The sequence below is a fragment of the Rhizobium sp. 11_C7_N12_5 genome, from assembly GCF_051811145.1.
GTDB classification, from domain to species: domain Bacteria; phylum Pseudomonadota; class Alphaproteobacteria; order Rhizobiales; family Rhizobiaceae; genus Rhizobium; species Rhizobium lusitanum.
This window is the reverse complement of record NZ_JBPWPY010000001.1, coordinates 3635001-3647282: the sequence shown is the minus strand read 5'-3', so window position 1 is coordinate 3647282 and position 12282 is coordinate 3635001. Positions and strand designations below refer to the sequence as shown.

Here is a 12282-nt window from a genome sequence, read left to right as displayed (position 1 = left end):
CCGCAATCCCCTCGTCGTGATCCGCACGCTTTCTCACGCGGACGTGCTCGAGCGGTTACGCGTTTCACGGAATCGCCTGACCGCTCTATGCTATTGTTTTTACGCAATTCCGGACGGAAAACCGCTACGCACTTTTCCGGGAATTGCTCTAGCGAACAGTTTCCTTTCTGTTGCCATTGGCGCCAAGACCGGAAAGCTTGGCGAGTTCCGACCGACGGTTCGCATAATTTTGTGCGACCATCGGATAGTTTGGCGCCAAACCCCATTTCTGGCGATATTCCTCAGGTGTCATGCCGTAGTGCACGCGCAAATGGCGTTTCAGCGTTTTGAAGCGTTTGCCGTCCTCGAGGCAGACGATATAGTCGTTCGTCACCGATTTCTTCAAATCCACCGCCGGCACCAGATTGCTACGTGCGGCAACGGGAGCAGAGCTGCGCAAAGCTTGCAGCGCGCCGTGGATATCCTTGATCAGCTTGGGAAGGCTGGCGGCCGAAATGGCGTTGTGAGCGACATAGGCCGAAACAATCTTCACACAGCCTTCGAATAGAAAATGCGATTGCGGTGGTGGTGCGGGGTTTTTTCTCTCACTGAAAGAATCCATGATCTTTTCCCGGATCTCATTTGGTTCCTCGTGCGCCGCCCAGCGCGATTGGGTCATATGCGAAGCCCGTTCCAAGCCCCGCACCGGTTCGAATTGCGCCGTCTTCCTGGCGCAGGTTTCCCCGGCATTGTCGCCGGGATAGAATACGTTCGCATCAGGTGCGCCCGTGATCATGGTCGGCCGCCCACCGCTCTCCGGCCTGCACCGGTGGGTGCTTCCGGCAGTCTCCTGGCGGAGTCCGCAAAATAGACCGCCAGTTTGTTACAGAGGACAACGAGTGGCATTCCGAGCATGAATGCCGTGTGAGTGGGGTCTCCATCGCAGTGATGAAGCGTCTGCAGGATAAGCTTGCGCTCGACATCTTCGGTCGTCTGGCCGACGAGAACGCTGACGGCGGTGTCGATCGTTTGCGGCACCGGACTGTCGCCGCCAAGGTGGAGGGCGATCTCTTCGATCAATCGATTTTCATTCGCCGTCGCCAGGACAATAACGGTTGCGCGACAGCCAAGTTCGTAAAAGACATACAGGCCGCTTTCGGCGTCGATCGCTATACGCGCGGAGATTCCCGCCGTTTCATCGCGGATGGTGACATGAGGCTCGGTGCCGCCCGTGAAGATGACGGACAGCGGAAAGCCTGCATCGGAGAACAAATCGCGAAGACGACACACCAAGGCACGCAACAATGTCTTGGTCTTGAGATCACACGTGGCGCTGGCGGAGGCGGCTTCATAATCGGCGGCAGAGAGCGGATGCTTGATCATGGCAGCACCCGCTTGGCGAACATGAAGGCCTCTGTGATACGAACCGCGCATGAATTCCGGATATGGCGTATCCGGATTCCGACGCCGCACGGCCGGGCAACAGCAGGAATGCTCATCCTACCCCCCTCATGCCAGCCGTGCCCTCGGGCCGCCGAAGCTGCGTCAGCGAAACCGGCTTCGACAACAGGAAGCCCTGCACATGCGTTGCGCCGGCCATTCGCGCGGCCTCCAGCTGCGACTCCGTCTCGACGCCTTCGACGACGACCGATGGGGCGAAACATGCGGCAAAACCGACAATATATGAAAGACTGTTGCGGCCCTCGCGGCTTGGCCTATTGTCGCGGATGAAGCAGGCGTCGATTTTGACGATATCGCTAGCGACCTGAAGCAGGGATTCCGGCGTGGCAAAACCGGAACCGAAATCGTCGATCGCGATGCGACAACCGAGTGCGCGGATCATCTTCACGCACTCTATGGCAGCACCAGTGAGCGGATAGGTTTCGGTGATCTCCACGACAAGCCGGGGGGTAAGCTCTGGCTGGCGGGCGATTCGGCTGACGATGCCGGCAAAGCATTCGGGATGGGATAGGCTGGCCACGGACAAATTACAGCCGAGTACAAGGGTCGCGTCCGCCGCCAAGGCTGATAACACCATGTCGAGCATGCGCAAATCGAGATCGAACCAGCGATCCTGTTGCTCGAGAAGCGAAACGAACGTTCCTGCCGTATGAACGATGCCATCGGAATCCGTTACGCGCGCCAGGCTTTCCGCATAGGCGATCTCCTCGATATTCTCGACGTCATGGATCCATTGCGCCGCAAAGCTCAGGCCACCGTCGGCGATCGCCTGTAAAATCAGGGCGCTATGTCCCTCCTCGCTGCGAATCCCATTACCGATCATCAAACCTCCCTTGGCCAGGGACATGACCGCAAGCGGAAATCCGGAACCAAAGAACGATGATTGAAAGCCGCGCATGCGCCTGCGATGCATCAGATTTCTGGTGCCTAGAATCCGCTCCTCCCATCTTCCAGACACCTTTAAACCCCATGTCACCGAGGTTCCCTTCAATGAGCCGGAGATATTGCGCCGAAGACGATAGTCAACCCAACGCGATGCGCCGATAATATTTATAGTTACTTTATGCTAATACACTAATTAACAAACCATTGCAAAAGTCAAACACCGCGCGTTTTTCTTATTTCTAATTCAACTAAATTATTAACGAACTTCGCCAGTCACTTTCCGGCCGCCGCCGGCGGCCACCAGCCGCTTCGCCTTGCCGCCTGAAGAGCCAGATCCAACGACGGCAGTTCGACGTGCCACAGCTTCTCCCATTCGAGGCTCATGACACCGTCATAACCATCGGCGGCGAGCGCGGAACGCAGCGCAGCCATGGGAAATTCGCCGCTGCCCGGCAGCACATAGCTATATGGCAGCTTCGGCCCCGGCTTGGAGATACTGTCCTTCACATGAAGATGCCGCGTATTGCCCCGCACCTGTTTCCAGGTCTCGACAGGATCCCGCCCTCCCTTGCGCCAGGTGTGGTGGGTATCCCAGAGAAGCGCGCAATCGGGCGCTCCTTCCAGAAGACGAGCGATGGCATCCGGCTGCACGAGAAAATCATGTGTTTCCACGATCATCTCCGCGCTGAAACCCTCGCGGACGGCCGTTTCCCGCCACCATTGCAGTGTCGACAGAGCCTCCGCCACTTCTCCGGCATCTCCGCTATCGCCGCCATCGAAAACCCGCAGGGATCTGACGCCGACCGCCTCCGCCCAAGGCAGATAGCGCAGGAACTCTTCCTTTGCCTGGTATGTCGCGCCGACGAGCCGCAGCGAGGTGTTGAAGGCGCAAACGCGCACGGCGGAGGCTTCCAGCGCACGCGCGAGGCCGGCAGGCGAACCGAATCTTTCGGTAAAATGAGTCGCCAGATCGATCGTGCCGCCAAGCGCGCGAATTTCGATGGCATCGAGACCGTAGCGCGCCGCCAAGGCAAGGGCTTCGTCCAATTCGAGGTCGGCGCATCCGAGCGTCGAAAATGCCAACGTCATGTGCGGCCCATCATTGTCAACGGCAATCACCACGGCCTCCTCCGCCTTGTCCCATCGCCCGCAGCGCGGCGTAAGTAACCAAACGGATAATTATGAAACGATGTTCGGCCGTCAAGAGCCGGCGGAGTTGATATCCCGTCGCCTGATAAAGGATATCCAATGCGTGAGATATAGCTATCCCTTACCAGACGACGGGATGCGTCTCTCCAGTCGCGACATTGACAAAACCTTCCGGCGCATGCTCAGACGGCGCCACAAGAACCCAGCGCCATGGCGCACAGGTCAGCGTCGCAAAGGAGAGGCGCTCGGGGAAACCCGGCCACCAGCGGGGCGAGAAAGTCGGCTCGTACATCCAATCGATCTCAGCGCCGGCAGCATAAAGCCTCTGCATTTCCACATCGAGTTCCTCCGCCGATCGCGCCGTCATCAGGCCACCGACCTCATAGTGGACGCGGGCGACGACCTTCCCACCTGAAACCAGTACCCAGCCGCCCTGCTGCTCATTGAGCGCATTGGCGACCATTGCCATGGCTTCGTCGGAGGAACCGACGACCCAGATATTGTGCTTGTCGTGGCCGAGCGTCGCTCCGAGCGCCGTATCCGGCGTGCGCGGCCCGGTGCCCAGCCAGAACATGCGGGAAACCTTGGCCTCGCCCGAAAACCGGTCGACGATCGCAAATTTGGTGACATTGCGATCCGGATCGCGCTGGACGGCGCCATCCCGGACCGGCAGATCCATGGTGATGAAATCGTCGGCCCAATGGAATGGCCGCAGCAGCGCCGCCTTCGCCGTCGCGGCATCCGAGGGCGCGGCGATGCGAAAATCCTGTGGCGCGACGACCCTGTCGATCCGCACCGTCTTCGTCGCCCAATCCGGCCAGTCGATCTCGGGGCGGACGCCGACGAAACTCGTGCCTTCGGAAGCCTGCTTACCATCAGCCCACACCTTGGCGATCGACAGCCTCTCCACATCGTCCAGAAGCACGATATCGGCAAAGCGGCCGGGCGCGATCGAGCCGACCCAGGGCGTAAGCCGCATATGCCGCGCCGGATTGATCGTCACGCATTGAATGGCGATCTCGGGAGCCAATCCATTCTCGATCGCAAGCCGGACATTGTGATCGGTCGCTCCGATTTTCAGCGTATCGGAGGCGCTGCGGTCATCCGTGACGAAAGCGATCTGCGACCAGTCGGACAGGCTTTTTTCGATCAGCCCCTGAATGACCTCGGGCAAGGAATGCGGCCGAAGCTCGATGAACAGGCCGTGCGTCAGCTTCTCCCAGATCTCATCGAGGAACCAGCCTTCATGATCGGAGGCGACGCCCGCGCCGGCGAAGGCATTGATCGACGCCAGATCGCGCAGGCCGGCGCCGTGGCCCTCGACGACGCCACGCTGCTCGAAGGTGGCGCGGATCATGCCCCATAGACGGTCATAAGCCGGATTCTCCGGATTGCTGACCGAAGGCCAATCCATCACCTCGTCGAGCCCGGCGACCATCAGGCTTTCGCCGAGAAAGGCTTTCTGCTCGTCATAGCCGAAGTGGCCGCCGCCCCATTCATAGGCCGTCGGCGGCACGGCCGAGCCCGGCAAGGGGAAGATCTTCATCGGCGATCCGCGACGGCGCGCCTCAAGCCAGAATTCGAGATTGCGGGCGCCGTTCACATTGGAAAACTCGTGACTCGCCTCGCAGGTCCAAGTGACACCGTGCGGCATGACCAGAGCGGCCTCCCATTCCGGCGTCAAATGCGAGCTCTCGATATGCTTGTGCGCCTCACCGAAACCGGGAACGGCCACAAGATGCGGCTCGTGGACACGCTCGCCGACCTCGCCCTCATAGCTGCCGGCCGGGCCGACATAGGCAATGCGCCTGCCCTTGATGACGATCTCCTGATCCTCGAGCCAGGTGCGGCTATGCACGTCAAGCAGCCGACCGACCCGCAGCAAGCGGTCGGCAGGACGGCGACCAAGTGCGGTGAGCGTCAGATCCTGGCGGATCAACACCTCGTCAGCCGCGTTCACCAGCAGATCGTCGGGGAGATTTGTCGTCGGAGACGTCATGATAGGTATGCCTGCGAGAATTCGATCCGCCGAGGGTAGAGATGGCGATCCGGCGTGTAAAGCGGTCTGTCTTGCTTGAAAGAAACCAAATTATCTCAAAGGGTTGCATTTCCGGCTATCATGCGCGCCGAAATATTTGGCCTGCCGATGCAGCGGCGGAAAAACTGTCCCGTGCTCAATTGTTGGGCTTGTAAAGCCGGTGCTCGAAAAATAGTATCCTGCAAGCTTGAAGCATATGCCTGATTTCATTGACCAAAGGATTTCGATAATGAAAGGCCTCACTCTTGCCCATGTCGCGGGCTTTGCGATTCTTGCTGCCACTGTCGTCCTGCCGGCCTATGCGCAGGCAAAAACGCTGACCATTTCCTGGTGGGGCTACAACGGCGAGAAGATGAAGGCGAACATTATCGAGCCTTTCAAGAAGATCTGCGGCTGCGACGTCGTCTTCGAAACGGGCAACAATGCCGATCGTCTCAACAAGCTGAAGCTGCGCGGCGGCAAGGGCGTCGATGTGATCTACCTGACGGACAGCTATTCGCAGGTCGGCATTCAGCAGGGTCTCTTTCAGGAGCTCGATCGCAACAAGATTCCGAACCTTGCCGATCTCTACGATCTCGCCAAGGCACCGCAGGGCAATTACGGCCCCGCCTATACGATCGGCCGCGTGGGCATCGTCTACGATACGGCGAAGGTCGTCACGCCGATTACCTCCTGGAACGATCTCTGGCGCAACGACTTGAAGGGCGCCGTCACGCTTCCGGGCATCACCACGACGGCCGGGCCACTGACGGTGCTTCAGGCCGCCAAGCATGCAGGTGCCGATCCCTATGACGATGCCGACAAGGCCTTCGAAGCGATCAGCGCACTGAAGCCGAATGTCGTCAAGAACTACAATACCGGCTCCGAGCTCGTGAACCTGATCTCGACGGGCGAGGCCAAGGTGGCTCTGGCACAGGACTTCACCCTGGCATCGATGCAATCAGCCGTTCCCACGATGGCCTGGGCCGCTCTCAAGGAAGGCGATGTCGCCACCCTCAATACGGTCAACATTCCCAAGGGCTCGGAAAATGTCGAGCTCGCCCACCAGTTCATCAATTTCATCCTGTCGAAGGACGTCCAGCAGGCAGAGGCCGAGCAGGGCGTGGATGCGCCTGTTTCCACCAAGGTCGTGCTGACGCCCGACAAGGCGAAGCTCTGGACCTACGGTCCCGACATGATCGCCAAGCTCACCCGCATCGATTATGCCAAGCTGAATGAAGCGCAATCGGACTGGATCGATCGCTGGAACGAGATCTTCGGCATGTAACAGGGCGTGCCGCGGCGACCCGGCGGCATCCCTTACGGAATTCGTTTGATGAAGCATCTTGCAAAATGGGGTTTGACGGCGCCGGCGATGACAGCCGTGGTGCTATTCCTTCTCGTCCCCGTAATCATCACGATCGCGGCGACATTCGGCGAACCCAAGGGTATGTTTTCTCCCTATGTCGCCTTCTTCACCAGCGGCTTTCGCCGCACGGTGCTCTACCGAACGATAGAAGTCGCCCTTGTGACGACGGCGATCTCCCTCGTCGTCGGGTTCATCGCCGCCTATGTCATCGCGCAAATGCCGGGTCGCGCGAAAAGCCTGATGATCATCGCCGCGGTCTTTCCCCTGCTGACCGGGGTCGTCGTGCGCTCCTTCGCCTGGCTGATCATTCTCGGCAAGAACGGCATTCTCAACACCATGCTGCTCTCGGTCGGCGTCATCAGCGAGCCGCTCTCGATGCTCTATACTGAAGGTTCGGTCATCGTCGCGATGGTCTATCTTTTCGTGCCGCTGATGATCCTCACCCTCGTCGGTGTGCTCGAAGGCATACCGCAGGACCTGATCCAGGCGGCAACTTCACTCGGCGCGACGCCGGCGGCGACATTTAGACAGGTCATCCTGCCGCTCGCCACGCCCGGCCTCATCGTCGGCGCCGTGCTGGTCTTTACCGGCAGCTTCACCTCCTATGCCACGCCGCAGCTGCTCGGCGGCGAAAAGCAGATGATGATGGGCACCTTCCTCTACCAGCGCGCCATGGTCACCTTCGACTGGGTCGGAGCCTCGACGATTGCCGCCATCATGGTCGTCGTGACGATCGGTATCGTGGCGATCATGAGCCGCATCGCCCGACGGCTGAACCCGATGGCAGTGTGACGATATGGCAAGATCCGTCCACCCAGCGCTCATCGCTTTCACGGCTTGCGTCTTCCTGTTCCTTTTGGCGCCGCTCGTCATCATCATCGGCTCCGCCTTCAGCGACACCAGCTACCTCACCTTCCCGCCGCAGGGCCTGACGCTGCACTGGTTCTGGAACATCTTCGAGATCGAGGCCTTTCGCACGACTGCCATTACCAGCCTCGAACTCGCCTTGCTTGGAACAGTGCTTTCGCTGCTGATCGGCATCCCCGCCGCCTATGCCATCAGCCGATACAGAGTGGAGTTGCCGAGCTGGCTTTCGACGCTCTTCGTCCTTCCGATCCTTGTTCCGGAGATCGTCTTCGGTTTTTCGTTGATGAAATCGGTCACCATCGGCCTCGGACTTCCGATCTTCCCAAGCCTGCTGATCGGTCACGCGCTGCTGGTGCTGCCCTATTCCGTGCGCGTTGTCAGCGCCAGCCTCGCCAGCTTCGACTTCTCCATAGAAGAGGCGGCGATCAGCCTGGGCTGCCCGCCACTGAAGACCTTCCTGACGGTGGTGCTGCCGAATATCCGCGCCGGCGTCATCGCCGCCTTCATTCTCGCCTTCATCACGTCCATCAACGACGTCTCCGTCTCGGTCTTCCTGACCGGACCCGGTATCTCCACCCTCCCCATCCAGATCCTCGCCCACATGGAGCAGTTCTTCGACCCGACCATCGCCTCGGTGTCCGTGCTGTTGATGCTCGTGACAGTCGCCGTCATGGCGGTCGTCGAAGCGACCCTGGGCCTCACCTTCCTGACAAAGTAGCCGCCCGTGACCGTATCGCTTACCATCCAATCCATCAGCGCCCATTACGGCAAGACGCCGGTGCTGCAGGACCTGTCGCTGTCCGTCGCAGCCGGGGAGCTTGTCTCGCTGCTTGGCTCCAGCGGCTGCGGCAAGACGACGACGCTGCGGCTCGTCGCCGGATTCCTGCAACCGACGTGCGGCGCGATAAGACTGGGTGACCGCGATCTGACCACGCTTCCGGCGCATGCCCGGGATATCGGCCTGGTGTTCCAGAACTATGCGCTGTTTCCACATCTGACGGTCCTAGAAAACGTGGCCTTCGGCCTGAAGCAACGCCGCATCGCGGCACAGGAGCGCCGGCAGAAAGCCGCGGCCATGCTGGAACGCGTCGGCCTTTCCGGCCTTGGCGACCGTCTTCCTGCCGCGCTCTCCGGCGGCCAGAAGCAGCGCGTCGCGCTGGCGCGCGCCCTCGTCATCGAGCCGCCGCTGTTGATGTTCGACGAACCGCTTTCCAATCTCGACGCCAAGCTGAGGATCGACATGCGCGTCGAAATCCGGCAGCTACAGCGCGTAAACGGCACGACCTCGCTTTACGTGACGCATGACCAGGAGGAAGCCTTCTCGATTTCGGACCGCGTCGCCATCATGAATGCCGGCCGCATCATGCAGCTCGATACGCCCGAAGTCCTTTACCGCAAACCGGCCAATGCCTTCGTTGCCCGTTTCGTCGGCTTCGAGAACCTGCTGTCGTTGCGGACTATCGCGCGCGATGGGGCGCTGGTCACGGCAGAAGGCGCCGGTGGCGCGAAGATCACGCTGTCGCAGGATGATTTCGGACAGATTCCCGATGATTTCATCCTCGGTTGCCGCGCCGACGGCCTTTCGGTGCAGCAGGATGGCAATGGCTTGCCGGCGGTCTTGGGAACGAGAACCTATCTCGGCCGCGCCTATCAATATCAATGCACGACGCCGGCCGGCGATATCGTCGCCAACGGCGCTTTGTCGGACCCGCTGGCAGCAGGCAATGTGGCCGTGCTCGTGCCGGTGCCCGAGCAATGCTGCATTCTCACTCCAGAGCTGTAACAGCCACGCTTCCAGGCGGGCAGTTTGCCTTTTTGGGTCTGCTGGTGAGGTTGGCGGCCATCAGCTTAACCTTAAACGCTGACCTTGCCCGCGGGAAGCGGGCTATTTTATTGGTCTGCGGTGGCGGTCTTATCGCCGTTTTGAAGTATATGCATTTGGGTGATTTGGTTGCGTGGGCAGGATGTGCAGGATTTGACGCTGCGGCCATCAGGTTATGGTCGTTAGGACGACGAGCTGACATTGCCAGGGAAGATGAAGTCTTCGCACGAGCGACATTTTGTTTTGCGAGGGGTCGTTGGTTGCGGGGGCAGGATTTGAACCTGCGGCCTTCAGGTTATGAGCCTGACGAGCTACCGGGCTGCTCCACCCCGCGTTACCAGCGTAAGCCGCTTTTCGGCTTATCGCGTCCAGCGCAAATCGCTGATCGATTTGTCGCTTGTTTCCCTTGGCCCTTATTTCAGGTGCGCAAGGGGATAATTGCTTGCTTTCAGAAGCGGCAAAGGCCGCTTTGTGCGGCCCATTGTAGCACGGCTGGAGCCGCTGAGCGATAAACTCTTCCGAGTTTACCGCGTGTGTGATGAGAAGATTATTTAGGCATAAACCGCGATGCGATTTAGCCTGAGTTGCGCTTGGCAGACCTGGCAGCGACCTACTCTCCCGCGTCTTAAGACGAAGTACCATGGGCGCAGGGGCGTTTCACGGCCGTGTTCGGAAAGGGAACGGGTGCGGCCACCCCGCCATAACCACCAGGTCGGCAAAGCGCAACTTCGGGCTAAACCGCTTGAGCGGTTTATGCCCTATGAGAAGCTGGCGAAGTCTGAGACTTCATTTGTCTTTATGAACACGTCTTTGGTTTGCTCTACGCGGACGAACGCTTGCGCGTTCGGCGTATAGGCATGAATGCGTTGCATTCAGCCTGTGATGAGCACTGGCAATGAGAACAATCAAGCCAATCGAGCTATTAGTACCGGTAAGCTTCATGCGTTGCCGCACTTCCACACCCGGCCTATCAACGTGGTAGTCTTCCACGGCTCTGATAGGGAACACTCGTTTTCAGGTTGGTTTCCCGCTTAGATGCCTTCAGCGGTTATCCATTCCATATGTAGCTACCCTGCTATGCCCTTGGCAGGACAACAGGTCCACCAGAGATATGTCCATCCCGGTCCTCTCGTACTAGGGACAGATCCTGTCAATATTCCTACACCCACGGCAGATAGGGACCGAACTGTCTCACGACGTTCTGAACCCAGCTCACGTACCGCTTTAATTGGCGAACAGCCAAACCCTTGGGACCTGCTCCAGCCCCAGGATGCGATGAGCCGACATCGAGGTGCCAAACAACCCCGTCGATATGGACTCTTGGGGGTCATCAGCCTGTTATCCCCGGCGTACCTTTTATCCGTTGAGCGATGGCCCTTCCACGCGGGACCACCGGATCACTATGACCGACTTTCGTCTCTGCTCGACTTGTCAGTCTCGCAGTCAGGCGGGCTTATGCCATTGCACTCGACGACCGATTTCCGACCGGTCTGAGCCCACCATCGCGCGCCTCCGTTACTCTTTCGGAGGCGACCGCCCCAGTCAAACTACCCACCATACACTGTCCCGGATCCGGATAACGGACCGCGGTTAGACATCCATGACGATAAGGGTGGTATTTCAAGGATGGCTCCACAAGAACTGGCGTCCCTGCTTCAAAGCCTACCACCTATCCTACACATGCCGACACGAATGCCAGTGTAAAGCTATAGTAAAGGTGCACGGGGTCTTTCCGTCTGACCGCAGGAACCCCGCATCTTCACGGGGAATTCAATTTCACTGAGTCTATGTTGGAGACAGCGGGGAAGTCGTTACGCCATTCGTGCAGGTCGGAACTTACCCGACAAGGAATTTCGCTACCTTAGGACCGTTATAGTTACGGCCGCCGTTTACTGGGGCTTCGATTCAGAGCTTGCACCCCTCCTCTTAACCTTCCAGCACCGGGCAGGCGTCAGACCCTATACGTCGTCTTGCGACTTCGCAGAGCCCTGTGTTTTTGGTAAACAGTCGCTACCCCCTGGTCTGTGCCACCCTCACATACTTGCGTATATAAGGGTCACGCTTCTTCCGAAGTTACGCGTGCAATTTGCCGAGTTCCTTCAACATAGTTCTCTCAAGCGCCTTGGTATACTCTACCTGACCACCTGTGTCGGTTTCGGGTACGGTCTATACGGTGGAGCTATTTCCTGGAACCGCGTCCCCGCCCACACAATCCAATAAGTGTGAACAAGTTAAGCAATCCGTCACTACCACCAGGCCCACGAATATTAACGTGGTTCCCATCGACTACGCGTGTCCGCCTCGTCTTAGGGGCCGGCTAACCCTGCTCAGATTAACTTTAAGCAGGAACCCTTGGTCTTTCGGCGAGAGGGTCTCTCACCCTCTTTATCGTTACTCATGTCAACATTCGCACTTCCGATACCTCCAGGGCCCCTCACAGGTACCCCTTCACTGGCTTACGGAACGCTCCGCTACCACGTGCATTGCTGCACATCCTCAGCTTCGGTGCATGGCTTCAGCCCCGTTACATTTTCGGCGCAAAGACCCTTGACTAGACCAGTGAGCTGTTACGCTTTCTTTAAATGATGGCTGCTTCTAAGCCAACATCCTGGTTGTTTTGGGATCCTCACATCCTTTCCCACTTAGCCATGACTTGGGGACCTTAGCTGGAGGTTAGGGTTGTTGCCCTTTTCACGACGGACGTTAGCACCCGCCGTGTGTCTGCCTGATAGT

At 58.9% G+C, this 12282-nt stretch carries 9 protein-coding genes, 1 tRNA gene and 2 rRNA genes (1 of these 12 cut by a window edge); 4 read left to right on the top strand and 8 right to left on the bottom strand.

What is annotated here, in order from left to right; genetic code table 11:
* Positions 1 to 148: 148 nt before the first annotated feature.
* The 5 genes from AB8B29_RS17830 to AB8B29_RS17810 form a co-directional block, all read right to left on the bottom strand.
* Positions 149 to 658 carry a MucR family transcriptional regulator gene (locus tag AB8B29_RS17830; protein WP_244655105.1) on the bottom strand — a complete coding sequence of 170 codons (510 nt, stop codon included), beginning with the start codon at positions 656 to 658 and terminating at the stop codon, positions 149 to 151.
* 113 nt (positions 659 to 771) lie between these two features.
* Positions 772 to 1362, bottom strand: a complete 591-nt coding sequence (locus tag AB8B29_RS17825; RefSeq protein WP_202032581.1) for a helix-turn-helix domain-containing protein — start codon at positions 1360 to 1362, stop codon at positions 772 to 774.
* Between the two features lie 112 nt (positions 1363 to 1474).
* Positions 1475 to 2263, bottom strand: a complete 789-nt coding sequence (locus tag AB8B29_RS17820; RefSeq protein WP_037200907.1) for an EAL domain-containing protein — start codon at positions 2261 to 2263, stop codon at positions 1475 to 1477.
* A 335-nt stretch (positions 2264 to 2598) separates the two neighbouring features.
* Positions 2599 to 3447 (bottom strand): sugar phosphate isomerase/epimerase family protein, encoded by an 849-nt coding sequence (locus AB8B29_RS17815; RefSeq protein WP_245297651.1) that lies wholly within the window; start codon positions 3445 to 3447, stop codon positions 2599 to 2601.
* 148 nt (positions 3448 to 3595) lie between these two features.
* Entirely contained in the window at positions 3596 to 5473 is a 1878-nt protein-coding gene (locus AB8B29_RS17810) for an adenine deaminase (protein ID WP_092577289.1), read from the bottom strand.
* 268 nt (positions 5474 to 5741) lie between these two features.
* On the opposite strand from AB8B29_RS17810, the gene AB8B29_RS17805 reads away from it, so the two are divergent.
* Genes AB8B29_RS17805 through AB8B29_RS17790 form a run of 4 tightly spaced genes read left to right on the top strand, consistent with a single transcriptional unit; the run spans position 5742 to position 9510 of the window.
* The gene (locus AB8B29_RS17805; protein WP_092577307.1) at positions 5742 to 6779 is read left to right on the top strand and encodes an ABC transporter substrate-binding protein; all 1038 of its coding nucleotides are present in this window, start codon (positions 5742 to 5744) and stop codon (positions 6777 to 6779) included.
* 48 nt (positions 6780 to 6827) lie between these two features.
* Complete coding sequence (locus tag AB8B29_RS17800) at positions 6828 to 7652, top strand: ABC transporter permease (RefSeq protein ID WP_092577287.1); 825 nt, start codon at positions 6828 to 6830, stop codon at positions 7650 to 7652.
* 4 nt (positions 7653 to 7656) lie between these two features.
* Entirely contained in the window at positions 7657 to 8445 is a 789-nt protein-coding gene (locus tag AB8B29_RS17795; RefSeq protein WP_092577285.1) for an ABC transporter permease, read from the top strand.
* Between the two features lie 6 nt (positions 8446 to 8451).
* The gene (locus AB8B29_RS17790) at positions 8452 to 9510 is read left to right on the top strand and encodes an ABC transporter ATP-binding protein (RefSeq protein WP_113118921.1); all 1059 of its coding nucleotides are present in this window, start codon (positions 8452 to 8454) and stop codon (positions 9508 to 9510) included.
* Positions 9511 to 9806: 296 nt separating this feature from the next.
* On the opposite strand, the gene AB8B29_RS17785 is transcribed toward AB8B29_RS17790, so the two are convergent.
* From AB8B29_RS17785 to AB8B29_RS17775, 3 genes are all read right to left on the bottom strand, one after another.
* Positions 9807 to 9883, bottom strand: a tRNA-Met gene (locus tag AB8B29_RS17785).
* A 263-nt stretch (positions 9884 to 10146) separates the two neighbouring features.
* Positions 10147 to 10261 (bottom strand): 5S ribosomal RNA (rrf, locus tag AB8B29_RS17780).
* A 189-nt stretch (positions 10262 to 10450) separates the two neighbouring features.
* Positions 10451 to 12282: ribosomal RNA gene (locus tag AB8B29_RS17775) — 23S ribosomal RNA — on the bottom strand (it continues 1029 nt past the right edge of the window).